We start from the raw sequence: 23464 nt of genomic DNA, 5'->3' as shown, positions 1-23464 counted from the left end.
CCATGAGCCACTCGATGACGACGGAACTGGAAGAAGCGCAGCAGGCGTACCGCGAGGCAGCGCGCGACTTCGCACTGGCCGAACTGGCACCGCACGCCGCGCGATGGGATGCGGAGGGCATCTTTCCGCGCGAGGCGATCGCCAAGGCCGGTGAACTGGGCTTCTGCGGTCTGTACATGGACCCGGAAGTGGGCGGCAGCGGCCTGAGCCGGCTGGACGCCGCCGTCGTCATCGAGGAGCTCGCCAACATCGATCCGTCGACTGCGGCCTACATCAGCATCCACAACATGGCCTCGTGGATGGTGTCCACGTGGGGCCAGCCAGCACTGCGCGATGCGTGGGGCACTGACCTGTCCTCGGGCAACAAGCTGGCCTCGTACTGCCTGACCGAACCGGGAGCCGGTTCCGATGCGGCCTCGCTGAAGACCACCGCCGTGCGCGACGGTGACTTCTATGTGCTGAACGGCTCGAAGGCCTTCATCTCCGGCGCCGGTGCCACCGAACTGCTGGTGGTGATGGCACGTACCGGCGGTGCCGGCGCCGGCGGCGTCAGCGCCATTGCAGTGCCGTCGGACCTGCCGGGCATCAGCTTCGGCCGCAAGGAAGAGAAGATGGGCTGGAACAGCCAGCCCACCCGTGGCATCACCTTCGAAAACGTCCGCGTGCCGGTCAGCCACCTTCTGGGAGAGGAAGGCGGCGGCTTCAAGCTGGCGATGAAGGGGCTGGATGGTGGCCGCATCAACATTGCTGCCTGCTCGCTGGGTGCCGCGCAGGGCGCGCTGGATGCCGCGCGCCGCTACATGGGCGAGCGCCGCCAGTTCGGCAAGGCGCTGGCCGAGTTCCAGGCGCTGCAGTTCAAGCTGGCCGACATGGTCACCCAGCTGGTGGCCGCGCGGCAGATGGTGCACACCGCCGCACGCAAGCTCGATGCCGGTGCCAGCGATGCCAATGTCTGGTGCGCGATGGCCAAGCGTTTCGCCACCGATGCCGGTTTCAACGTCTGCAACGAAGCGCTGCAGATCCACGGGGGCTACGGCTACATCCGCGAGTACCCGATCGAGCGCCTGCTGCGTGACTGCCGCGTGCACCAGATCCTGGAAGGCACCAACGAGATCATGCGGGTGATCGTTGCCCGTCACCTGCTCAACACCGAAGAGGAACTGCGATGAAGGATTGGCGTACCCAGGAGCACGTGGGCCTGAAGGTGGAGGTCGATGGCCACACCGCCGTGGTTACCCTGCACAACCCGCCGGCGCACACCTGGACCGTGCACAGCCTGTCGGCGCTGCGCGACCTGGTCGGCGCGCTCAACGCAGACCGCGACATCTACGCGCTGGTGATCACCGGTGACGGCGAGAAGTTCTTCTCCGCCGGTGCCGACCTCAACCAGTTCGCTTCCGGCGACAAGGCCGCAGCGCGCGAAGCCGCGCGCCGTTTCGGCGAAGCCTTCGAGGCGCTGTCCGGTTTCCGTGGCGTGTCGATCGCCGCGATCAACGGCTACGCGATGGGCGGAGGCCTGGAATGCGCGCTGGCCTGCGACCTGCGCATCATCGAAGACCACGCCCAGGTGGCGCTGCCGGAGGCCACCGTCGGCCTGCTGCCGTGTGCTGGTGGCACCCAGAACCTGCCGCGCCTGGTCGGCGAGGGCTGGGCCAAGCGCATGATCCTGCTGGGCGAGCGCATCAATGCCGAGACCGCGCTGCGCATCGGCCTGGCCGAAGAAAAGGTCGGCAAGGGCGAAGCCAAGGCACTGGCGCTGGAATGGGCGAAAAAGGCCGGCAAGCAGAGCCCGACCAGCATCGCCGCCTGCAAGACGCTGGTACAGGCCACCCGCACCGGCACCCACGCCTCGGCGCTGGTGGCCGAGCGCGAAGCCTTCGTCGATCTGTTCGACACCGCCGACCAGGTCGAGGGCGTGACTGCCTTCCTGGAAAAGCGCGCTGCGCAGTGGAAGAACGCATGAGCACCGACACCGCTGCCGACGACGCACCGGTGCTGTTCGAGGAGCGCGTGGCCGGTAACGGCATGCGCATCGGCATCGCCACGCTCAACGCGCCGCGCACGCTCAATGGCTTCTCGCTGCCGATGGCACACCTGCTGCTGGAGCAGTTGAACGCCTGGGCCGACGACGACGGCATCGCCATGGTGGTGCTGCAGGGTGCTGGCGAGAAGGCGTTCTGCGCTGGCGGCGACCTGCACAGCCTGTACAAGGCCATGGTCGCCTTCCGTGAGGCCGGCCGCAGCGACATCCGCGGGAACGACTACGCCGCCGAGTTCTTCGACGTCGAGTACCGCGTCGATTACCTCATCCACACCTACGCCAAGCCGATCCTGTGCTGGGGCCACGGCATCGTGATGGGCGGCGGTATCGGCCTGATGTCCGGCGCCAGCCATCGTGTGGTCAGCGAGCGCTCCAAGCTGGCCTTCCCGGAAATCACCGTTGGCCTGTTCCCTGATGTCGGTGGCAGCTGGCTGCTGCCGCGCGTGCCGGGCAAGGGCGGGCTGTTCCTGGCCCTGACCGGGGCGCTGCTCAACCCGGGCGATGCCATCTACGCTGGCCTGGCCGATGTACATGTGCCCGAAGAGCGCCGCAGTGCGGTGTTCGATGCGCTGCTGCAGGTGGCCTGGTCCAGTGAGCCCGCACACAACCACGAACGCCTGACCCATCTGCTGCAGTCGCATGCCAGCGATGCCGCCACCGGTCCGCTGCTGGCCAACGCGGCGCAGGTCGATGCGTTGTGCGAAGGCGATGACCTTGAAGCCATTGTCGCGCGCATTGCCGGCCTGCAGACCGATGATGCGTGGTTGCAGGCGGCACAGAAAACGCTCGCCGCCGGGGCACCTGGGTCAGCACGGTTGTCGTACGAGCTGCAGCGCCGCAGTGCCGGCCAGGATCTGGCCGCAATCTACCGCCTGGAGTACATCGTCGCCCTGCATTGCGCCGCCCATGGTGATTTCGCCGAAGGCATCCGCGCGCTGCTGATCGACAAGGACCGCAATCCGCAGTGGAACCCGGCCACCCTGGCCGAGGCCACCGGTGCGTGGGCCGACACCTTCTTTGCTTCCCCCTGGGCCGCTGCCGCGCATCCGCTGGCCGACCTGGGCACTCCCCTTGTTGAAAGGAGCCTTGCATGAGCCGCATTGCATTCATCGGGTTGGGCAACATGGGTGGCCCGATGGCCGCCAATCTGGTCAAGAACGGCCACACCGTGCGCGTGTTCGATCTGGTCCCGGCCGCGGTGCAGGCCGCCGTCGATGCCGGTGCCAGCGCGGCGTCGTCGGCACGCGATACCCTGGCCGATGCGGAGGTCGTGATCTCGATGCTGCCGGCCAGCCGCCACGTTGAAGGTGTGTACCTGGGCGATGACGGCATCCTCGCCGCGATCCCGGCCGGTGCACTGGTCATCGACTGCAGCACGATCGCACCGGCCAGTGCCCGCAAGGTTTCCGAAGCGGCCGCCGCGCGTGGCCTGCAGATGATCGACGCGCCGGTCTCCGGCGGTACCGCTGGCGCCCAGGCCGGCACCCTGACCTTCATCGTCGGTGGCGAAGAGGACGCGCTGGAACGCGCTCGCCCGGTGCTGCAGGCGATGGGCAAGAACATCTTCCATGTCGGCGCCAGCGGTGCCGGCCAGGTCGCCAAGCTGTGCAACAACATGGCGCTGGGCGTGATCATGGCGGTGACCGGTGAAGCCATCGCACTGGGCGTGGCGCACGGGCTGGACCCGAAGGTGCTGTCGCAGATGATGGCGGTCAGCACCGGCCGCAGCTGGGCCACCGAAGTGTGCAACCCGTGGCCGGGCGTGCTGGAAAATGCGCCGGCCTCGCGCGGCTACAGCGGCGGTTTCGGCAGCGATCTGATGCTGAAGGACATGGGCCTGGCGGTGGAAGCGGCGATGAGTGTCGGTGCCTCGATCCCGCTGGGCGAAGTGGCGCGCAACCTGTACTCGATGAACCACCAGGCCGGCCGCGGCAAGCTGGATTTCTCCAGCGTCGTGCAGCTCATCACCAGCGACCGGTAACCGGTCGCTGGTCCGCGCATTCCACCTTATCCCCGCGCCGTTGGCGCACCCCCTTGAACAACAAGGGGGCTCTCCTCCAGAAGGATGGATGCGCGCCGTAGCGAATGCGTCCCCGGCCGCGTGCCGGGGACCACCCGAGGTGGGATGGGCGGATGTTCGGTTTCGACCGGCATCCGCCCATTTTTTGCACCGCGCGCGGGTAGTGCCGGCCGTTGGCCGGCAGCACCGCATCAGGCAACGATCAGCGTTACATCAATATTGCCGCGGGTGGCGTTGGAGTACGGGCACACGACGTGTGCCTTCTGCACCAGTTCTTCCACCTGCTCGCGCGGCACGCCCGGCACGTTGATGGTCAGCTCGGCCTCGATGCCGAAACCGGTCGGGATCTGGCCGATGCCGACCTTGCCGGTGACGGTGGTGTCGGCCGGCAGCGCGACCTTGGCCTGGCCGGCGACGAACTTCAGCGCGCCCAAGAAGCAGGCCGAGTAGCCGGCGGCGAACAGTTGTTCCGGGTTGGTGCCTGGGCCGCCGGCGCCGCCCAGCTCGCGGGGGGTCGACAGCTGGATGTCCAGCACGTTGTCGGAGGAGACGGAACGGCCTTCGCGGCCGCCGGTAGAGGTGGCCTGGGCGGTGTACAGAACCTTTTCGATGGACATCGGGATGCTCCTGGTCAGTGGGTGGGTGTTGCGTTGGAGCCTACTTTGCCCGCTTTCCGCGTACGTTGGGTTGCAACGCGTACGAAAAACTTGATCGATCGTCCTGCCGGCCTAGATCGTCCACTCGCGGTCGGTGGTGAACATGATGGTCAGCCAGCGGTCCGGCGAGGCCTCGCCCAGGGCTTCGCCGATCTCTTCGCGCAGCCGGTCCCATTCCACCAAGGGCCGCGGCGGGTCGTCTTCCGGCACCACAAAGAACAGCTCGATCTGCTCGCCACGCCCCACCTGCGCGACGTAGCTGCGGTGCTCAACGAAGCCGTGCCTGGCCACGATCGCGCGTGCCACCGCATCCACATGCGCCTGCAGTTCCGGCGGGGTGACCAGCAGGATGCCGGCCAGCGCCCGGCGCACGGTGCCGAGCGGGGCGATCATCACCAGCACGCAGACGAAGGCGAGGATGGCCGGGTCGATGTACGGCCCGACCCAGGCCCAGGACGTGCCCTGCACCAGCACGCCGCCGAGGAAGGCCAGCAGGTAGCAGGCCGACATGCTGGCCGCGATCACCCAGTTTTTCGCATCCAGTGCGATGAACTCCGAGCCGATGCGGCGGTTGGCGCGCAGCACGAACCAGGCCAGCGCACCTTCGCCGACGATCGACAACCCGGCGAAGGCGATGGCCGGACCGAGCGCGATGTGGCGGCCGCCGGACATCAGCGCGTCGACCGCATTGACCAGCGCATACAGCGCAGCGCCGATCATCAGCGTGCCGCTCACCCCCAGCACGATCGGCTCCAGGTGCCAGAAGCCCATGGTGAAGCGCTGGTTGAGCCGCGACTGCAGCGCGTCGGTGCTGGTGGACAGTGCGATCAGCCGCGCGACCAGCAGTGACAGCCAGGTCATCACCACATCGATCAGGCCGTAGATGCCGTCGAAGATGATCAGCGAGGAATTGGCCAGCAGGCCGAACACTACCGCTGCCGCGGCCAGCAGCAGTGAGCCTGCGATGGACAGGCGCAGCACGCCTTGTTCGGTGGCGGGATCGAAGAACTGTGCGTGGTCGGTGGCCATGGCGCGATTGTAGAGCGGAGCCATGCTCCGCTGCCGTTGCGGACTGTCGACGCTATCCCTTGGCAGCCCTGTGCCGTAGACTGCGTCCCTCCCACGTACCGATTCCCGCCTGCAGTGATCACGCCACCCTGACCCTTGCCGCATCTCGGCAGCCGGCCCGCCCGGCTCAGGAACCCGCGTATTTCCACTGCAGCGCCATGCGGCCACGCCCGCGTGCGCGCGGAGTTTTTCCATGCAAACGTCCTACCCCCTGCGCCAGCAATGGCTCGGCAACATCCGTGGTGATCTGCTGTCCGGCATGGTCGTCGCCCTGGCCCTGATTCCCGAGGCCATCGCCTTCTCGCTCATCGCCGGCGTCGACCCCAAGGTCGGCCTGTACGCCGCGTTTTCCATCGCGATGGTCACCGCCATCGCTGGCGGCCGGCCGGGCATGATCTCCGCCGCCACCGGTGCAATGGCGCTGGTGATGGTCGACCTGGTCAAGGACCATGGCCTGCAGTACCTGTTCGCCGCCAGCATCCTGGCCGGCCTGCTGCAGGTGCTGGCCGGTGTGTTCAAGCTTGGGTCGCTGATGCGATTCGTCTCGCGCTCGGTCATCACCGGCTTCGTCAACGCGCTGGCGATCCTGATCTTCCTGGCGCAGATGCCGGAACTGATCGGCCGCGGTCCCACCGTCTACGTGCTGTGTGCCGCCGCACTGGCGATCATCTACCTGCTGCCGCGCCTCACCCGCGCTGTGCCTTCGCCGCTGGTGGCAATCGTCGTGCTCACCGCCGTAGTGATCGGCTTTGGCGTGGACGTGCGCAGTGTTGGTGACATGGGCCAGCTGCCGGACAGCCTGCCGCAGTTCCTCATCCCCGATGTACCGCTCAGCTGGGAAACGCTGCGCATCCTGCTGCCGGTGTCGGCCACGCTGGCCGTGGTCGGCTTGCTCGAATCGATGATGACCCTGCAGATCGTCGAGGACATCACCGAGACGCCCAGCGAGCGCAACCGCGAATGCGTCGGCCAGGGCGTGGCCAACACGGTCACCGGGTTCCTCGGCGGCATGGCCGGCTGCGCGATGATCGGCCAGTCGGTCATCAACGTGACGTCTGGTGGCCGCGGCCGCCTGTCCTGCCTGGTGGCCGGCGTGCTGCTGCTGGTGCTGGTGGTGTACGGCAGCGACCTGGTGCGGCAGATCCCGATGGCTGCGCTGGTGGCGGTGATGATCATGGTCAGCATCGGCACTTTCAGTTGGCGCTCGCTGCGTGACCTGCGCACGCATCCGCGCAGTTCCTCGGCCGTGATGTTGCTGACCGTGGTGGTCACCGTGGCCACCCACGACCTGGCCAAGGGCGTGCTCAGTGGCGTGCTGCTGTCGGCGCTGTTCTTCGCCCGCAAGGTCGGCCGCATGCTGGAGGTGCAGCGCGAGGATGCCGGAGACACGCAGGTCTACCGCGTACGCGGGCAGGTGTTCTTTGCGTCTGCCGGCCAGCTGGGCGCGGCGTTTGACTACCAGCACGTCGCGCCGAAGGTGCAGATCGACCTGCGTGACGCCCACCTGTGGGACCTGACCGCAGTGGCCGCGCTGGAACGTGCGCAGGAAAAGCTGGCCGCGCATGGGGCGGAGGTGGTGGTGGTGGGCCTCAATGTGGCTAGCCAGACGCTGATCGAACAGGTGGGCGGGCGCGCGGGCGGGCATTGAGGCTTACGCATCCTGCTTCTGCGACGAGGTGCACGCATTCTGAATCCGGTCAGGCATCTGAAATCCACGCTCGCGTAGCATGCGTTTCCTGATGGGGCCGATGGACGGCCCCGCGTTGACGGGCCACGCGCCTGGATGCCAAGGAGATGCAAGCAATGCAGGGAATAAACCACCTTCCAGCGGCCCCCCGTGAAACGTTCGGCAAGGCTGGGGCCATCGCCCTTGCGCTGGCCTTTGGCCTCAGCCTGGCGGCATGCCAGGCCAAGAGCCCGGAGGCGGATACGGCAGCTGCCCCCGCGGCCGCCGCGCCGGCCACTGCATCGCTGCCCGCCACTGCAGAGCCTGCACGTGCCGCACCTGCCACGACGGTGGCCGATGCCGATGACCAGGACATGCCGCCGCAGCGCCCGGATGATTCCTACAACAAGGCGACGTTGCGGCCGCAGTATGCTGCATGCGTGAGATCCAGCGGCGGCGAGACATCGGCACTGCAGGCGTGTGGTGATGACGAGCTTGCTTGGCAGGAGCAGCGGCTCGAGCAGGCTTTCATGAAGATCGTTGACGGCCCCGATGGCAAGGACAAGGACAGGCTGATGGACGAGCAGGCTGCCTACATGTCCGATACCAATCGCTACTGCAGCTGGAACCCTGCCGAAGACGGGCAGGGGCAGATGCTGGACGCGCAGTCCTGCCGGATCAATCGCACCGCCAACCGTGCCGATGTGCTGCAGGCACTGACCTCAAAGTAAATCCCCCGCAAAGGAGTGCAGGAAGATGGATGTTGTGACCCAGGCAAAGCAGGCAATGGACAGCTGGCATCGCGGCCAGACGTCGGCGCATTTCGAAACCGGAGGTCGTGGCCCCGGCCACGTTTCCACCGGCAGGGGCGACCATGGTGGCGTGTCGTATGGCAGTTACCAGTACGCCACCAACGTTGGCGGCGTGGACGAATACGTCGCCGCCTCGCGCTATGGCAACCGCTTCAACGGCCTGCAGGCAGGAACCCCGGCCTTCACCGAACGCTGGAAGGAAGTGGCGGCGGCCGATCCGGCAGGGTTTGCCAGGGACCAGCACGACTTCATCCAGCACCAGTACTACGACGTGCAGATGGGCCGCCTGAAGGATGTAGGCATTGATCTTTCCGGCCGTGGTCCGGCCGTGCAGGACGCGCTGTGGAGCACCTCGGTGCAGTACCGCGGCATGACACGTTCGGTGTTCCAGAAGGGTCTCCAGCAAGCCTACAGCGAAGACTTCAAGCTGGCTGAGCTGAGTGACGAGCAGATTGTCCGCGCGGTGCAGGACTACAAGCACGCCAACGTGCAGTCGCACTTCCAGAGCTCGCCCACCCTGTGGGATTCGCTGCGTGATCGTGCGCTCACCGAGAAGAACGCGCTGGTCGGGCTGGCGCGCTACGACCAGGTCAACCAAAACCCCGAGGCTTACCGGGGCAAGGATTACCAGCAAGCGTTCGGTGAACCTGAGCCGGGCCAGCGCGGGCAGCGCGCGGCCGCATCGGCGATGGCCGACGGCGTGCTGGCACCCGGCGAGCACGGTACCGAGGTCCAGGCCCTGCAGGCCAAGCAGTTCCAGGCCAACAACGGCCTGGACGACGATGGCAAGGCAGGCCGCAAGACCCTGGCGCAGGTCGATGCCCCCAACGCGGTCAAGGCCGGTACCCCGCCGGCGGCACCGGCCCGGGCCGAGCCCGCAGAGCCGGCCAGCATGCGCGACCCCGGGCACGCCGACAACGCGCGCTTCGGCCAGGCGCTGGGCAAGCTGCAGGCGCTGGAGCAGCAGCGTGCCCAGGCCGGCCTGAAGCCACTGTTCGCCAACCCGCAGGAGGTTGAGCGGGCGGCCGGCCAGCTGGCGTACGAAAGCAAGGTGTCCGGGATGCGCCAGATCGACCACGTCGTGGCCCGCCCCGACGGCACCGGTCTGTTTGCGGTGCAGGGCGAGCTGGGCGACCCGGCGGCGCAGCGGACCTTCGTCGACCGCCAGCAGGCGGTATCGCACTCGGTCGAGGCCAGCAGCCGGCAAAGCGAAGCGCTGGACAGCCAGTTCAACCAGCGTGCGCAGGAGCAGCAGCAGGAACAGGTGCGCAACCGCGGGTTGTAAGCCACGCGGCGACCCCGGGGCCGGTCGAGCGGCCAGTCCCGGCGCCACCCGCCGCCGTTCAGCCGTCCGGTGTAAACTATTGATCTCACTGGCAATGCCAGTCTCCCCGATCAACACCCCGATGACGTCCGCCACCGCCCGTTACGCCGATTCCCTGCGCCTGTCCGTGGCCCCCATGATGGACTGGACCGACCGCCATTGCCGCGTGTTCCACCGCGTGCTGGCGCCGGGTGTGCGCCTGTACACGGAAATGGTGCACGCCAATGCGGTCATCCACGGCGATCGCGAGCGCCTGCTCGGCTTCGACCGCAGCGAGCAGCCGCTGGCGCTGCAGCTGGGTGGCAGTGATCCGGCCCTGCTGGCGCAGGCCGCACGCATCGCTGCCGAGTGGGGCTACGACGAGGTCAACCTCAACTGCGGCTGCCCATCCGACCGCGTGCAGGCCGGCCGCTTCGGCGCCTGCCTGATGCGCGAGCCGGCGCTGGTGGCCGACTGCGTGGCGGCGATGGTCGACGCGATCGAGATCCCGGTGACGGTGAAGTGCCGCCTGGGCGTGGACGAGGACAACGACTATGACGTGTTCGCCGCCTTCGTCGACCGCCAGGTCGCCGCCGGTGCGGCGATGGTGGTGGTGCATGCGCGCAATGCCTGGCTGAAGGGCCTGTCGCCGAAGGAGAACCGCGAGGTTCCGCCGCTGAAGTACGACTGGGCCTACCGTCTGAAGCAGGAGCGCCCGGCGCTGCCGGTGGTGCTCAATGGCGGCCTGGCCACCATCGAGGCGGTGCAGGCGCAGGCCGCGCACGTCGATGGCGTGATGCTGGGCCGCGCGGCCTACCACGACCCCTACCTGCTGCATCAGCTGGAGGCGCTGCAGACCGGCGCCCCGCTTCAGGCCCGCGGCGACCTGCTGCGCACGCTGCGTCCCTACGTGGAAGCGCGCCTGGGCGAAGGCCTGGCGCTGAAGCACATCACCCGCCATCTGCTCGGCCTGTTCCACGGCCAGCCCGGTGGCCGCGCGTTCCGCCAGGTGCTGAGCGAGGGCGCACACCGCCCGGGCGCCGACTGGAGCCTGGTCGAGCAGGCGCTGTCGGTCACCGAGCGCGAAGCCGATCGCGCTGCAGCGTGACCGCAGTCACATTCCTGACTTGACAAGGGACGGCGATTCGTTCCGAATGTTCACCTAGCTGAACATCGCAGGGCTGCGACCGGAAAAGTTCAGACCGGATTCACTGCCCCAAACCAAGAATTTGCAAAGGATTTGTAAAGCGCCGGGTCCCGAACCCGGCATCCGGATTTACGACTTTTGAACGAATCGCCGTGCTCGGCTAGGATCGCATCGATGTCTTCCGCTCCCTTCCATTGCCGCATTGCCCTGGCCACCTGCGTGGTGCTGTCGGCTGCGCCGCTGTCTTCGGCGCTGGCGCAACAGCCGCCGCGCGGCGAGCAGGCACGGGCGGAAATGATGGATCGGGGAGAGCGCGGCAACCGTGGCGACGAGCGTTCGCTGTCCGATGCCGTGCGCCGCGTGCAGCGCAGCACCGGCGGCCACATCCTCGGCGCCGAGCGCGTGCCGTTCGATGGTCGTGATATCAACCGGGTGAAGTACATGGACGACCGGGGCCGGGTCCGCTACATGGACGACCCTGCCCCGTCGCGTTCACAGCCGCGCACGCCGCGGTCGGATATGTCATCACTACGCGGCGATAACCCCTGAACAGGGATAGTCGTCGCTATCAACCCGTACCCCACAGGCCTCCGGGCCACACCCAGGACACTAGGGAGAGTTCATGCGTATCCTTCTGGTCGAAGACGAAGCCCCGCTGCGTGAGACCCTGGCAGCCCGGCTCAAGCGCGAAGGCTTTGCCGTCGATGCTGCGCAGGACGGCGAGGAAGGCCTCTACATGGGGCGCGAAGTTCCGTTCGATGTCGGCATCATCGACCTCGGCCTGCCCAAGATGTCGGGCATGGAGCTGATCAAGGCCCTGCGTGACGAAGGCAAGAAGTTCCCGGTACTGATCCTGACCGCGCGTTCGAGCTGGCAGGACAAGGTCGAGGGCCTGAAGCAGGGCGCCGACGATTACCTGGTCAAGCCGTTCCACGTCGAAGAGCTGCTGGCCCGCGTCAACGCGCTGCTGCGCCGCGCCGCCGGCTGGAGCAAGCCGACCCTGGAATGCGGCCCGGTCGCTCTGGACCTTGCTGCCCAGACGGTCAGCGTGGCCGGCAGCAATGTCGACCTGACCAGCTACGAGTACAAGGTGCTGGAGTACCTGATGATGCATGCCGGTGAACTGGTCTCCAAGGCCGACCTCACCGAACACATCTACCAGCAGGACTTCGACCGCGACTCCAACGTGCTGGAGGTCTTCATCGGCCGCCTGCGCAAGAAGCTGGACCCGGATGGCGAACTGAAGCCGATCGAGACCGTGCGCGGTCGCGGCTACCGTTTCGCGATCCCGCGCAACGAGGGCTGAGCCGGCTCACCCTGGCGATAACACGATGTCCGGCCGTCTGTGGTTCTTCCGACGCTGGCGGCCGCGCTCACTGCAGGCGCGCCAGATGCTCGCCGCGTCCGTGGGCCTGGTCGCGTTCCTGGCGCTGGCAGGCTACGCGCTCGACGCCGCCTTCGCCGATACGGCGAAGGCGAACCTGCGTGAGCGCCTGAAGAACTACGCCACCTCCTACGCGGCCGGCATCGACTTCACCCGCGACCGCTCGCTGTACATCCGCGAGCAGCCGCCGGATTCGCGCTTCGACGTACCCGGCAGTGGCCTGTACCTGCAGGTGGTGATGCCGCACGGCAAGGGCAATTCGATGTCCGCCGAAGGCCCGATGCTGCCCACCGTGGGCGGCGGCCTGCTGGCACCGCGCCAGGAAGTGTTCGAAGGCCCGCTGCCGATGATCCAGATCGATGGCAGCCAGGGCTCGGTGTACCGCTATGGCCTGGGCCTGGTGTGGGGCGCCGACGCCGACCCCGCCACTGAATTCCCCTACACCATCTATGTGATGGAAGACTCGCGCGCGCTGGGTGCGCAGCTGCGCGTGTTCCGTGGCCGCGTCTGGTTCTACCTGGGCGGCATCGGCCTGATCCTGCTGCTGCTGCAGACCGTCATCCTGCAGTGGAGCCTGCGCCCGCTGCGCCGCGTGATCACCGAGCTGACCAAGGTGCAGCGCGGCGAGACCGAGCGCATGAGCGAGCGCCACCCGCGCGAGCTGGAACCGCTGACCGACAGCATCAACGCCTTCATCGAAAGCGAGCGCGAGAACCTCGAGCGCCAGCGCAATACCCTTGCCGATCTGGCGCACAGCCTGAAAACGCCAATCGCGGTACTGCGCACGCAGATGGACAGCGGCGCCGGAGACGGTGCGCTGCGCGAAGAACTGGACGTGCAGCTGCAGCGCATGAACAACCTGGTTTCGTACCAGTTGGCACGCGCGGCCTCGTCGGGCCACAAGCTGTTCTCCGCGCCGCTGCCGATCGAGTCCAACGCCGAGGAAATCGTGCGTGGCCTGGAAAAGGTCTACGCCGCCAAGGGCGTGCTGTGCGAATTCGATATCGACCCGGCCGCGCGCTTCCACGGCGAACCGGGTGACCTGCAGGAACTGCTCGGCAACCTGCTGGAGAACGCCTTCAAGTGGGCCAACCGCCGCGTGCTGTTGACCGCGCAGCCGCTGCCGGCGCCGAACGCGCGCCGTGCCGGCCTGCTGCTGGCGGTGGACGACGATGGCCCGGGCATCGCCCCGGATGACATCGGCAAGGTGCTGCAGCGTGGCGTGCGTGGCGACGAGCGCGTGCAGGGCCACGGCATCGGCCTGTCGATCGTGCAGGACCTGATCAAGGACTACCGCGGCGAACTGACCGTGGGCCGTTCGGCCGAACTGGGTGGCGCCCGCTTCGAAGTGCGCTTGCCGCCGGGGCCGTAAACCTCGTTGATCGGTAGTGCCGGCCAGCGGCCGGCACTACGGCATTTCGATCTTCGGCGGCTCGCCGTAGAACCGCCGCAGCTGCGCGGCCACTTCCGGCAACGCCTGCTGCAGCAGATCCGGTGCCGAGAAGTGGTACTCGCTGGCCACCGCGAAGAACTCCTCCGGCGCCTCGGCCGCATACGGATCGATCAGCGTCTCTTCGCCTGCGTCCACCTGCGCACAGAAGGCATCGTAGGCGCGCTGGAACGTGGCCGCCCACTCGCGCTGCCATTGCCGCGGCAGCGGCGGTGTGCCGTCCATTGCACCATCCAGCGCATCGAGCTTGTGCACCATCTCATGCACCGCCACGCAGTAGCCGTCGTGCGGCGCGGCCAGGTCGGCCTGCACATCGGCCCAGGACAGGATCAACGGACCACTGTCCCACGACTCGCCGATCAGCTCGTCATCCCACTCGTGCAACACGCCGGCCGCATCCATGTGGCTGCGGTGCACGCGGAACGCATCCGGGTAGACGATCAGCTGCGACCAGCCTTCCAGCCCCACTTCGCCGAATTCCAGCAGCGGCAGGCAGCACAGTGCGGCCAACAGCACGCCATCGCCAGCCTGCAGTTGCAGTTCACCGACAGGGGTAATGGCCTTCTCATGCAGGAAGCGCGTGGCCAGCACGTGCAGTCGCGCGCGGCGTTCGTCGTCCAGGCCGTGCAGCCAGGCCGCACGGCGGCAGGCGTCTTCCCAAAGCGCATCGTCGATCGGCCGCGGCGAGGGCCGCAGCCACTGCAGCAACGACTTGATCAGCGGAACATTCCCGGCAGGTAGCTGTGCCACTTCGGCGCACGGATGCGCTGCAGCACGTCGTCGTCGCTGCCGCCGCCCCCGGTGCTGGTGGCACTGCCGGCCGCAGGGCGTACCGGTGCCGGCTTGGTGGTCGCAGCCGAGGCGGTCGCGGTCGGCGCGCGCTGCGAGGCGGCATCACCGTTGGAGGACACGCAGGCGCCCCGGCTGTCGTCCAGCGCTGCCGTTGCAGACGCCGCGAAGGGCATCATCAGCAGGATCAGGCAATGGGCATAACGGCGCATTGACGACATCCACGTTAAGGGAGGGTGAGTTCCCGATTCTAGCCCGAACCCGGCGCCCCGTTGGAAGCCCCGGCGGAACCCAGCGTGGCAGGCGTCGCTGGCGGCTTTCCCGCATAATTCCTTCCTGACTTCGTGGAAGCTGCCGTGGACGATCGCCAATTGCTGGCCAAACTCGCTGCCGGTCGCCTGTCCGGCGACGCCCTGGCCCGAGAGCTGGGCCAGACCCGGGCGGCTGTTTGGAAGCGTATTCAAGGGCTTAGGGCCGCAGGTGTGGACATCGAGGGCCGTGCTGGCGAGGGCTATGGCCTGACCCGCCCGGTCGACCTGCTGGACCCGGTGGCGATCCGCGCCGGCCTGCCCGCCGATGCCCAGGCCCTGCTGCACGACCTGCAGGTGGCCTGGACGGTGGACTCCACCAACGCTGAATTGCTGCGGTGCAGCGCGCCCCAGCGCGGGGTCAGCGTGCTGCTGGCCGAACGCCAGACCGGTGGCCGCGGCCGTCGTGGCCGCACCTGGGCCTCGCCGTTGGCCGCGCATATCTACCTGTCGGTGATGCGCCTGTACTCCGGCGGCCTGGGCCGCCTGGCCGGGTTGAGCCTGGTGGCCGGCATCGCCGTGGCCGAAGCGCTGCACGATCTGGGCTACACCCAGGCGCAGTTGAAGTGGCCGAACGACCTGATCGTCGATGGCAAGCGCAAGCTGGTCGGCCTGCTTGCCGAGGGCGGTGGCGAATACGCCGGCCCGGCGCGCGCGGTGATCGGCATCGGCATCAACACCCACATGCCGCCGTCGTTCGGCGAGCAGATCACCCAGCCGTGGGTGGACCTGGACACGTTGGCCGGCAAGCCGGTGGACCGCAATGGGGTGGTTGCTGCCGTGCTGGCGCGTCTGCTGCCGGCGCTGGAAGAATTCGATCGCGAAGGCCTCGCTCCGTTCCTGCCGCGCTACGCTGCGTTCGACATGCTGGCCGGCCGCGAAGTGCGCGTGGAACTGGACGGGCAGTGGCAGCACGGTACTGCGCTTGGCTTGGCCGATGACGGCGCATTGCGCGTGCGCATCGATGGCCAGGAACGCCTGCTGCACGCCGGCGAAGTCAGCGTGAGGGCGGCATGAGCGATTGGTTGTTCGACCTTGGCAACTCGCGCTTCAAGTTCGCGCCGTTGCAGGGTGACCGTGCCGGTGACGTGCAGGCCTGGGCGCATGGCGCCGAAGGCATGGCCGGGCAGCCGCCGCACAGCCTGCCCAGCGGCCGCACCGCGTTCGTGGCCAGCGTGGCGGCACCGTCGCTGACCAGCGCGATGCTGGACCAGCTGCAGCGCCGCTTCGAGCATGTGCATGTAGTGCGCACCAGCGCCGAATGCGCCGGCGTGCGCATTGCCTATGCCAGACCGGAAAAGTTCGGCGTCGACCGCTTCCTGGCCCTGCTGGCCGCGGCCAAGGCGCAGCGCCCGGTGCTGGTGGTCGGCGTGGGCACCGCACTGACGATTGATCTGCTCGATGCCGACGGCCAGCACCACGGTGGCCGCATCTCCGCATCGCCCACCACCATGCGCGAAGCACTGCATGCCCGTGCCGTGCAGCTGCCCGCGACCGGTGGCGGCTACAGCGAGTTCGCCAACGACACCGCCGACGCGCTGGCCTCCGGCTGCGATGGCGCTGCGGTGGCGCTGATTGAACGCAGCGCACAGCACGCGCACACGCTGCTGGGCGTGGCACCGTCGCTGCTGGTGCACGGTGGCGGCGCACCGGCGCTGATGCCGTTGCTGCCCGCTGCCGATTACCACCCCTCGCTGGTGCTGGATGGCATCGCCCGCTGGGCGGTGCACCAGCCCGCGCGCTAGTATCCGCGCATGCTGACCCGTGCCCTGATCGTCGTACTGGCCATTCTCAATCTCGGTGTCGCCTGCTGGTGGCTGCTGCGCGATGCGCCACAGAAGCCTGCGCCGCCACCGCAACCCGCTGGCGTGGCCGAGCTGCGCTGGGTGCCCGGTGGCGTGGATGCCAATGCCGCAGCCGAGGCCACTGCCACCGCCCCGACCGCACCGTTGATGGAGCGCGAACCGGCGGCGAAGACCGCGGTGGCTGCGACGCCCGCGCCCGTTGCGCCGGCAAAGCCGGAGATCGCCAGGCCGCAGACGGCTGACGCTGCGCCGGTTGCTGACGCTGCCAAGCCGGGAACACCGCCTGTACCCGTTCCGGCACCGGAGAAGCCCGTCACCCCGCCCGCGGCCGCCGAGCCGCCGCGGTGCGTCGCGCTGGGCCCGTTCGCCGACCGTGCCGCCGCGACCAGCGCGCAGGGCAAGGCCGGCACGCTGCTCAGCCAGGTGCGCCTGCGCGAACAGCCCGCTGCCAGCGGCAGCGCCCGTTACCGGGTGCTGCTGCCGGCCGCCGCCAACCGCGACGAGGCACAGGCCACCGTGAAGCGCATCGTCGCCGCCGGTCTGAGCGACTACTACATCATCAGCCAGGGCGAGGAGGCCAACGCCGTGGCGCTGGGCCAGTACCGCAACCGCGAAGGCGCCGAGCGGCGCATGGCGGCGGTGCAGGCTGCCGGGTTCCAGCCGCGCCTGGTGACCAGCGGCGACGCCGGCCAGTGGTGGCTGGAAGGGCAGCTGGCGGCAGGCACGCAGCGGGCCCAGGCCCAGCAGCGCAGCGGGGCAGCACAGAGCCGGTCGCTGGAATGCGCAAGGTTGCGCTAGAATCCCCGGACCGCGGCCCTGCCGCCGGTGATCCACCCATGCCGCTTTAGCTTAGTTGGTAGAGCAACTGTCTTGTAACTCGGACGCGGTTGTTGTGGCGGCAGGCAGGAAGGCTAAGCGCGGTAAGGCTTTAGGCCCGCCAGCGCGTAGACTGTGGGGCAAGCCGGACACGGTTTGAGCAAGAGAAGTACGACATCGCCGCTTTAGCTCAGTCGGTAGAGCAACTGATTTGTAATCAGTAGGTCGTCCGTTCGATTCGGACAAGCGGCACCAAACTCGGGCGGACCGTCAGTTCTCCCAGATCACCTCATAGCCTAAGTACTCGCTTAGAACGCCTCGGATCATGACGGCTTCTGCTCCAATGGCCATGTACCTGTACCGGCCTTCTTGGACGGTGATCCAGCCCATTGAATACGCTTCGTCTGCGATCAATAGGCGTTGCATAGCCCTGCTTCCCACCTCAGGCCACACCGAACTATCTGGCGGGGTCTCAAAGTGTTCGCGTTGAGCTTCTGAAAGAGTCGGGAGAGGCAAGATCGAGAGGTGGCTGGGAGCACTCAATTGAGGTTCGTTGAGCTCATAGGCCGCATGGCACCGCGCCAACTTCAAAACGACCTGTCGGACTCTGGCCTCATCAGGCATCCACACTAGCGGTGCATCTTCCCCAGGCTCCGTCTGGATCTTGGACGTCTCGATCAACCGTCTAAGCTTGCTATTTCGCCGTAAGGCTTTTGCGATCTTCTCGCGTCCGAGCGATGCAGGTTCAGTCGTTCCGCAAATGACACATTCAACGAAGCAAGCCAAGTACTCTTCATCGGAGGACAGCTGGTTGTTGCATTCGGTGCAACTGGGCAGCGTGGGGCGAGTAGGAGGGTACGGAATGTCTAAGAACACTTTTGAAGGCGCGTGATCCAGCGATTCCGTTGAACCCCCACAGTGGACGCAAAAACCTGTCTGGCGAATGTCACCAAAGCTGGAAAGCTTTTGCATTTTGTCGGTCCGAGGTGACTTTTATCCAGATGGTGCTTCAAGTAAGTCGGACCTGCCATCCCCGTAGTCAGCGCCCCTTCGCGCTGCTCTTTCTGGACTTCGGTTCCAGCTTGGCCGCGCGTTGCTCCAGGTACTCGCCCAGCAGGCCGAGCGGCGGCACGCCGAGTGCCTCGGCGAACTCGACCAGTTCAACGGCGTCGATGCGCCGCTCCCCACGCTCGCACTTGGACACGAAGGTTTGCGTGTTCCCCAGCCGCTCGGCCAAGTCGATCTGCGACACGCCCGCCCGCTTGCGGGCCGCCTTCAGCACGGTCAGCAGTAGCTGGTAGTCGGGGTTGTGGGTCGATTGGGTCACCGCACGCTAGAGTCCGTATTGGATTAGTCCAAAATAGACTATTTACTAGAGTTGCTTAGGGGGAGTGCATGAAGCGAATAGGGGTTCTTCTGGTCGTCCTGGTGGTCCTAGCTTGGGTCGGATCGAAGCTGGTGCCGCGCAGCGAGCCCGCTGTCGTCGCCGCGCCCGCAGCAGTGGTCGAGGCGCCGCAGAAGCAGGCCCAGCAGCCAGAGGCAACGAAGGCCGAGCCGGAACGACCCATGACGGCCGCGGAGAAGAAGGCGCAGCAGGAGAAATGGTTCGGCGGCGAGACGATCGTGGCGGCAGAGCGCGCGGTGAGGGGCGAGCTGAAGGACCCGGACGCCGCGCAGTTTCGGGACGTGCGCGCCAACTACACAGAGGAGTTCGGCGTGGTCGCCTGCGGTCGGGTCAACGCCAAGAACGAGTTCGGCGGGTACACAGGCTTCCGGCGCTTCGTGTCCGGCGGCAAGAGCGTGATCCTTGAGGGTCGAGACAACGTAGCCGACGCATGGGTTGAGGCGTGCCTGTAGCACTTCCACCGAACGGGAGGCGCCTTGCGCCTCCCGAATCATCACTCGGACTTCTGGCCGTTACGCCTCGACTCCACAAGCTCATCGAAGCGCGCTAGCTGTAGATTGAGCAATCGGCTCGGAAGCATTAGTGAGTACATGAACGCGAAGGCCGCGAAGCCGAGATAAAGCGCTTCCAGGCAGGTGACCAGTCGTCCGTCCGGCTCGCGTTTGGCCACGATGGTCGTCAGAAAGACCAACGCAAGCACAATCAAGTAGGAGATGAAAAGCCACTTGTGGCGTACGAGCCGCTGGTAGACGTTGCTCCGCCTGACAGCGTCCGAACGCCACGTGCGTCCTCGATACAGGCCGGGCTCGCCCAAAAGAGTCATCACTGTGATGAGAAAGCCGGCCAGGATCGAGAATACGTTGACGATGACGCCGCGGGCTTCGTCGTTGCCGTGGACGAACGGCTGTCCATACCAGCCGATCACCGCCGAAACGGCGGTGATCGCGGCAAACAGCCCGATTCGGCTCCAGTCAACTTCGAGGCGACGCACGTCATTGCTCCAGCAGGTTCCCCTGCGTTATCTGGTCAAAGTAGGTTCCCATCGCACCCCATACGCTGGTGTGACTGACGGAATTGTCTTTCGTTTCCACCTTCACGCCTGTCTGAAGGCGGATTTCTCCGGAAGTGATGCGCTCATTTTTCTGGGTGACGATCGTGAACTCGCTTACAGGCGTCTCGGTGTCGTCATCAAGTACCGTCTCCGCGAGATCCTCGATAAAGTCCTGAGAGCTCTGGATCGCACGGGTGTTGCCGTCCAGCTTGACCTCAACATTCACGATGAGGTCCTCCAGCGCCTTCTGTTTGGTCAGCGACTGGTCCTTGCCTACTAGCGCGCCGAGCTCATCGCCGAGGGTGCCGAGAGACTTCGCGATCCAGCTTGTACGGCGCGCCTTTGGCAAGCTCAGATCGAAGGCGCCCACGGCCAATTGGATGGACTTGACGCCGTGATCCTGGATCAGTTGCAGCTTGTCCAAGTTGCTGGCAGGAACAAGATCGAAGCCGCTGGACTCGTCGTGAAGTTCTGCTTCCCTGAAAAGCTGGGACAAATACAGAGACGCTTTGCTCTTGCTGATGCCGTGTCCGCAGTACAGGACGTGGTGATCCTTCAGGAACAAGAAGCAGTCCCCGTCCTTGAATTCCTTGCCTTTCGGAGGCGGTTGGGCGCCTTCGTCGTCTTCGGCGGTGGTCGCTTTGGGTTGGAGCGTTGATGCCTGCACGCCAGGAACATATCGCGTGAGGTGCATCAGCGTACGCCCGTTAGAATTGCTGAAGTGCTGAATCCGCACCACGTCGCCGCCTCCGAGCTCGATCTCGGTTGCATCGCAGGTGCTCTTCTTCTTGCGCGCCTTTTTCGCGATCGACTGAAGGTCAAAAGGCTGGTCGTCGCGTCTGGCGCGCAGGTAGTAGACCGTCTTGGTGGTCTGGTCTGCTGGCATTGTCCATTTCCCCCTGTGTTGGCATTCCTGAATGGATATTCAGGGGCGGGAGGTCCGAAGTCAAAAGTCTGCTCTTGCTGCGTCGCAGCGATTAAGACTGCACAGGCTCGCCAAGCAGCCCGTGTCGCGTCCGGGGCCGCGTGGCCTGATACCGAGCAGCCCGGACCGAGCAGGAAGCCCCAGGCTCACCGGGGACCCCGGATACAACGTTGGTGTCGACGCGCGAGCCATCTGGGTACAGTGTGGTTAATCGGGCTGCTGACCAGACTAGCCCGAGGATCGTCGGCAATGGCTATGGCGATCAGAAGTGCTTTCGGTGGCAAGAACAGCCGAGGCCAGCCCAGCATGACGAACTGAGCAGCCCATCCCTGCGACGCACAGCAGGCCCAGTCCCCCGGCGGCATTCCGCCTCCGTGGGAACTTGGAGATGGAGCACGCCTGTGACTACCCCCGAACCCGAGAAGCTCACCCCCGAAGAGCTGGCCGAACTGCACGCCCTCCCCGATGAGGCGATGGTCAAGCCCGAGGAGGCCGCCGCGAGGAGCGACCGCTCACCGTCAGGAAGCACAGCGACAGGCTCCTAGAAGTGCTGCTCAAGTTCCGATACGGCGAGCAGATGGCCGACCGGCTGAGCGTGAAGGTCGAGGACACGGGCCTTTCGGCCAACGCCCTGCTGGCAATGCCCGCCGACGAGCGTGCTCAGTTGGTGGCGCTGCTCTCCAAGTACAACGCGAGTAAGGAGCAGGACGATGAGTGAGAACCTGACTGTGGCCGAGGCGCTGCACAAGGCCACGCAGATCGACGCCATGCTGAGCGCGATCCAAGGCACGGCGCCAGACGCGGTCCAGGCGATGGGCGGGCGCGACGCCCTGGCCCGTCGCAGCGAGATGACCTGCATCGGCCCGGTGCCGCGCCTAGACGCCGAGACTTGGGAGCGAATGTCGCAGGAGTACGAGGGCCGGCGCGAGCATGGCAGCGTCAACCGGGGGAACTAAAGGGCACCTACAAGTTTTGTCGGTGCCCTTGGCGCATCAGAGACTCGCCAAATCGAAATCAGCGGCGGCCGCGCACTTCTTCAAGCTGCCAAGATAAAGCGGCAAGCTGGACGACTTCTCATGCAGGATACGAGCGTACTCGTTCTTCGCAATGTGGTCGGTGGCCTTACGGCTGATCTCCGCGCCCTCATTGAACTCATTGAGATGAATATGGTCTCGGCCGATGTAGATCCCCGCGATGAGTTGCTCCTGCACTTCCGCGGGCAGATTACTCAAGAACCGCTTGGCTTCTTCTTCGGATTTCGGTTGTGCTTGTTCGAGTTGCTTGATTGCATCGTGAATCGTCGTCATTGCATGCGCCCCCTGTGGGTGTTTGTTGAAGTGACGCAGTCGGGGCGGCTTGGGTGCTTTTCAAGGGCGTCCAACAACTGACTACCCATCGAAAGGCGGGGCGAGCCTAAGCCACTGAATCGCAAGCCCCAGTGACGGCGGCACCTTCGAGGGAAACACGTCCGGGAAACGATGGCGTTCGCGGCCAGCGCACCCCGACACATTGAACGCATCCGGTCAGCGCATTGGCGCGCAGACCACCCCGAGGCCGGGGATGCGCTCGTGACAGGCGACCGGAGGACCACAACCCACCGGAGCACACGAGCAATGAAGATCGAACTCAGCGACACCCCTCTCCTCAGCACTCAGCAGATCGGCGAGCTCGCCTCGACCCTGGACCTGCTGCACAGGCGCACCCTCGCCGCGATCGAGCGGCTGAACAAGGACATCGCGACCCGCAAGCAGCAGATCGCCGCGCGCTGGAAGAGCGCCCCCGGCATCGGCATGGCCGGTGAGGTCGCCCAGCTCGTGCTGCTGGACCTCCGCCACCCGGCCCGACGCCGAGTCGGCGGGGAACAGGTAGGGTGTCTTGCGCCTCACGCTGTCGGCCTCGGCCTCGCGGTGGGCGAGCAGGTCGGCGAGCGCCGTCGACAGGGGCAGGTCGAACTTCTTGGACGAGCCGCCCTTCGGGTTCGGGACGTGCAGGTGCCCGTCGCCGAGGTCCGCGCGCCTCGCCTCACACGAGGCCGTCCGGCGCATCCCCGACAGCAGCATGAACAATTGGAGGTCGCGGCGTGCCGGGTTGCCCAGCGACAGCACCGCCTTTCCCCATGCCTTTAGCTTGTCCGGGCTGGCGTCGACCTCGCGCCGTCGCATGCCGTTCATATCCACGTTGCCCACCGGGTTCGGCGGCAGGTCGGGGAACTGGCGCAGGGCGCGGTTGTAGACCGAGCGCAGGACCCGCATGGTGTTGTCGCCCGAGGTGGCGCCGCTCCTCTCGGTGATCCGGCGGTGGCGCTCGCGCACGCCCTGACGGTCTGCGCCGATCTCGGCCAGCGGCCTGTCCAGCCAGTCCTTGAGGTAGTAGGTGACGTGGTACTCGTAGCCGCTGCGGGTCTTGTCGGCCAGCCGCCGGGAGTTCAGGTGCAGGTCCAGCCCCTCCCGCAGGGTGATCCCGCGCGCTCGGGCTCTGCGGCGCTCCTCGTTCGGGTTGGTGCCGCCCCGCATGCCGACCAAGGTCTGCCGTGCGGCGTCCCGGGCCTGCTTGGCGTCCATCGCGGGGTGGTCGCCCAGCTTGGTCCTGACCTGACGCCCGTTGACGAGGGACTGGACGTAGAAGCTGCGCTTGGTGGGGGTAACGATGAGGTAGAACCCCCTCATCTCGGTGTCGGCGTACAGGACCGACTTGCCCGGCTCGGGCCGGGGTACCCTCTCGACGAGGGACTGGGTGATCTTCGACTTCATGTTGGCTCCGGGTAACGGGGCCACGGCTCGGACACGGTTTCGCACCACAAGGTGCCGTGTTCAGACGC

General features: G+C 66.5%; 27 protein-coding genes and 1 tRNA gene. 18 read left to right on the top strand and 10 right to left on the bottom strand.

Translation table 11 applies throughout. The annotated features are described in order from the left end of the window. Window positions 1-2 precede the first annotated feature (2 nt). The 4 genes from AC5P5V_RS04700 to mmsB are packed head-to-tail and all read left to right on the top strand — an operon-like array spanning window position 3 to window position 4022. Complete coding sequence (locus AC5P5V_RS04700; RefSeq protein ID WP_061478831.1) at window positions 3-1169, top strand: acyl-CoA dehydrogenase family protein; 1167 nt, start codon at window positions 3-5, stop codon at window positions 1167-1169. Then, on the top strand, window positions 1166-1963 hold the full coding sequence (locus tag AC5P5V_RS04695) for an enoyl-CoA hydratase (protein ID WP_061478830.1): 798 nt from the start codon (window positions 1166-1168) through the stop codon (window positions 1961-1963). The genes AC5P5V_RS04700 and AC5P5V_RS04695 overlap by 4 nt, the downstream gene beginning before the upstream one ends. Next, window positions 1960-3135, top strand: a complete 1176-nt coding sequence (locus AC5P5V_RS04690) for an enoyl-CoA hydratase/isomerase family protein (RefSeq protein WP_134968606.1) — start codon at window positions 1960-1962, stop codon at window positions 3133-3135. The genes AC5P5V_RS04695 and AC5P5V_RS04690 overlap by 4 nt, the downstream gene beginning before the upstream one ends. Then, window positions 3132-4022, top strand: coding sequence for a 3-hydroxyisobutyrate dehydrogenase (gene mmsB, locus AC5P5V_RS04685; RefSeq protein ID WP_005420650.1), 891 nt, complete (start codon window positions 3132-3134; stop codon window positions 4020-4022). The genes AC5P5V_RS04690 and mmsB overlap by 4 nt, the downstream gene beginning before the upstream one ends. A 230-nt stretch (window positions 4023-4252) precedes the next feature. Here the strand turns inward: mmsB and AC5P5V_RS04680 are convergent, their stop codons facing one another. Both AC5P5V_RS04680 and AC5P5V_RS04675 read right to left on the bottom strand, forming a co-directional pair. Then, on the bottom strand, window positions 4253-4678 hold the full coding sequence (locus AC5P5V_RS04680; protein ID WP_061478828.1) for an organic hydroperoxide resistance protein: 426 nt from the start codon (window positions 4676-4678) through the stop codon (window positions 4253-4255). Between the two features lie 111 nt (window positions 4679-4789). Beyond that, entirely contained in the window at window positions 4790-5770 is a 981-nt protein-coding gene (locus AC5P5V_RS04675) for a cation diffusion facilitator family transporter (RefSeq protein ID WP_134968605.1), read from the bottom strand. A 208-nt stretch (window positions 5771-5978) separates the two neighbouring features. Between AC5P5V_RS04675 and AC5P5V_RS04670 the strand changes: the two genes are divergently transcribed. The 7 genes from AC5P5V_RS04670 (at window position 5979) to AC5P5V_RS04640 (ending at window position 13469) form a co-directional block, all read left to right on the top strand. After that, entirely contained in the window at window positions 5979-7433 is a 1455-nt protein-coding gene (locus tag AC5P5V_RS04670) for a SulP family inorganic anion transporter (protein ID WP_134968604.1), read from the top strand. A 155-nt stretch (window positions 7434-7588) separates the two neighbouring features. After that, window positions 7589-8182 carry a lysozyme inhibitor LprI family protein gene (locus AC5P5V_RS04665; RefSeq protein WP_134968603.1) on the top strand — a complete coding sequence of 198 codons (594 nt, stop codon included), beginning with the start codon at window positions 7589-7591 and terminating at the stop codon, window positions 8180-8182. Between the two features lie 25 nt (window positions 8183-8207). Further along, window positions 8208-9548, top strand: coding sequence for a VgrG-related protein (locus AC5P5V_RS04660; protein ID WP_231352475.1), 1341 nt, complete (start codon window positions 8208-8210; stop codon window positions 9546-9548). A 94-nt stretch (window positions 9549-9642) separates the two neighbouring features. Then, window positions 9643-10674 carry a tRNA dihydrouridine(20/20a) synthase DusA gene (dusA, locus tag AC5P5V_RS04655; protein ID WP_134969358.1) on the top strand — a complete coding sequence of 344 codons (1032 nt, stop codon included), beginning with the start codon at window positions 9643-9645 and terminating at the stop codon, window positions 10672-10674. A 213-nt stretch (window positions 10675-10887) separates the two neighbouring features. Further along, window positions 10888-11262: a hypothetical protein gene (locus tag AC5P5V_RS04650; protein ID WP_005420623.1), complete on the top strand. Its 375-nt coding sequence runs from the start codon at window positions 10888-10890 to the stop codon at window positions 11260-11262. A 73-nt stretch (window positions 11263-11335) separates the two neighbouring features. After that, on the top strand, window positions 11336-12019 hold the full coding sequence (locus tag AC5P5V_RS04645; RefSeq protein ID WP_004136763.1) for a response regulator transcription factor: 684 nt from the start codon (window positions 11336-11338) through the stop codon (window positions 12017-12019). 25 nt (window positions 12020-12044) lie between these two features. Further along, window positions 12045-13469: an ATP-binding protein gene (locus tag AC5P5V_RS04640; protein WP_053498753.1), complete on the top strand. Its 1425-nt coding sequence runs from the start codon at window positions 12045-12047 to the stop codon at window positions 13467-13469. 36 nt (window positions 13470-13505) lie between these two features. Here AC5P5V_RS04640 and AC5P5V_RS04635 read toward each other — a convergent pair whose 3' ends face one another. Beyond that, complete coding sequence (locus tag AC5P5V_RS04635) at window positions 13506-14297, bottom strand: M90 family metallopeptidase (protein ID WP_181357928.1); 792 nt, start codon at window positions 14295-14297, stop codon at window positions 13506-13508. Next, entirely contained in the window at window positions 14264-14548 is a 285-nt protein-coding gene (locus AC5P5V_RS04630; protein WP_049412595.1) for a hypothetical protein, read from the bottom strand. Before AC5P5V_RS04630 ends, AC5P5V_RS04635 begins: the two co-directional genes overlap by 34 nt. A 144-nt stretch (window positions 14549-14692) precedes the next feature. Between AC5P5V_RS04630 and birA the strand changes: the two genes are divergently transcribed. The 4 genes from birA (at window position 14693) to AC5P5V_RS04610 (ending at window position 17520) form a co-directional block, all read left to right on the top strand. Further along, complete coding sequence (birA, locus tag AC5P5V_RS04625; RefSeq protein ID WP_061478836.1) at window positions 14693-15661, top strand: bifunctional biotin--[acetyl-CoA-carboxylase] ligase/biotin operon repressor BirA; 969 nt, start codon at window positions 14693-14695, stop codon at window positions 15659-15661. After that, window positions 15658-16389 carry a type III pantothenate kinase gene (locus AC5P5V_RS04620; protein WP_061478782.1) on the top strand — a complete coding sequence of 244 codons (732 nt, stop codon included), beginning with the start codon at window positions 15658-15660 and terminating at the stop codon, window positions 16387-16389. Before birA ends, AC5P5V_RS04620 begins: the two co-directional genes overlap by 4 nt. A gap of 9 nt (window positions 16390-16398) precedes the next feature. After that, window positions 16399-17247 (top strand): SPOR domain-containing protein, encoded by an 849-nt coding sequence (locus AC5P5V_RS04615; RefSeq protein ID WP_231352477.1) that lies wholly within the window; start codon window positions 16399-16401, stop codon window positions 17245-17247. Window positions 17248-17444: 197 nt separating this feature from the next. Further along, window positions 17445-17520 (top strand) — tRNA-Thr (locus AC5P5V_RS04610). 15 nt (window positions 17521-17535) lie between these two features. Here the strand turns inward: AC5P5V_RS04610 and AC5P5V_RS04605 are convergent. Together AC5P5V_RS04605 and AC5P5V_RS04600 are read right to left on the bottom strand one after the other, a co-directional pair. Further along, on the bottom strand, window positions 17536-18237 hold the full coding sequence (locus AC5P5V_RS04605) for a hypothetical protein (RefSeq protein WP_308141447.1): 702 nt from the start codon (window positions 18235-18237) through the stop codon (window positions 17536-17538). A gap of 67 nt (window positions 18238-18304) precedes the next feature. Further along, window positions 18305-18592, bottom strand: coding sequence for a helix-turn-helix domain-containing protein (locus AC5P5V_RS04600; protein ID WP_134969117.1), 288 nt, complete (start codon window positions 18590-18592; stop codon window positions 18305-18307). A 68-nt stretch (window positions 18593-18660) separates the two neighbouring features. Between AC5P5V_RS04600 and AC5P5V_RS04595 the strand changes: the two genes are divergently transcribed. Next, window positions 18661-19122 carry a hypothetical protein gene (locus tag AC5P5V_RS04595; RefSeq protein WP_134969118.1) on the top strand — a complete coding sequence of 154 codons (462 nt, stop codon included), beginning with the start codon at window positions 18661-18663 and terminating at the stop codon, window positions 19120-19122. 41 nt (window positions 19123-19163) lie between these two features. Here AC5P5V_RS04595 and AC5P5V_RS04590 read toward each other — a convergent pair whose 3' ends face one another. After that, the gene (locus tag AC5P5V_RS04590) at window positions 19164-19661 is read right to left on the bottom strand and encodes a hypothetical protein (RefSeq protein ID WP_134969119.1); all 498 of its coding nucleotides are present in this window, start codon (window positions 19659-19661) and stop codon (window positions 19164-19166) included. 1 nt (window position 19662) lies between these two features. Next, window positions 19663-20607, bottom strand: coding sequence for a hypothetical protein (locus AC5P5V_RS04585; RefSeq protein WP_134969120.1), 945 nt, complete (start codon window positions 20605-20607; stop codon window positions 19663-19665). A 586-nt stretch (window positions 20608-21193) separates the two neighbouring features. Here AC5P5V_RS04585 and AC5P5V_RS04580 point away from each other — a divergent pair. Next, on the top strand, window positions 21194-21364 hold the full coding sequence (locus AC5P5V_RS04580) for a hypothetical protein (RefSeq protein ID WP_231352478.1): 171 nt from the start codon (window positions 21194-21196) through the stop codon (window positions 21362-21364). Beyond that, window positions 21357-21602, top strand: a complete 246-nt coding sequence (locus AC5P5V_RS04575; RefSeq protein ID WP_134969121.1) for a hypothetical protein — start codon at window positions 21357-21359, stop codon at window positions 21600-21602. The genes AC5P5V_RS04580 and AC5P5V_RS04575 overlap by 8 nt, the downstream gene beginning before the upstream one ends. A gap of 36 nt (window positions 21603-21638) precedes the next feature. Here the strand turns inward: AC5P5V_RS04575 and AC5P5V_RS04570 are convergent, their stop codons facing one another. Further along, complete coding sequence (locus AC5P5V_RS04570; protein ID WP_134969122.1) at window positions 21639-21953, bottom strand: hypothetical protein; 315 nt, start codon at window positions 21951-21953, stop codon at window positions 21639-21641. Window positions 21954-22169: 216 nt separating this feature from the next. Beyond that, complete coding sequence (locus AC5P5V_RS04565) at window positions 22170-23396, bottom strand: site-specific integrase family protein (RefSeq protein WP_308141446.1); 1227 nt, start codon at window positions 23394-23396, stop codon at window positions 22170-22172. Window positions 23397-23464 lie beyond the last annotated feature (68 nt).

This window comes from Stenotrophomonas sp. YJH_SMC_130 (assembly GCF_059369035.1).
Note: the sequence above shows the minus strand (reverse complement) of the source record. Positions and strands in the feature narration are given on the sequence as shown.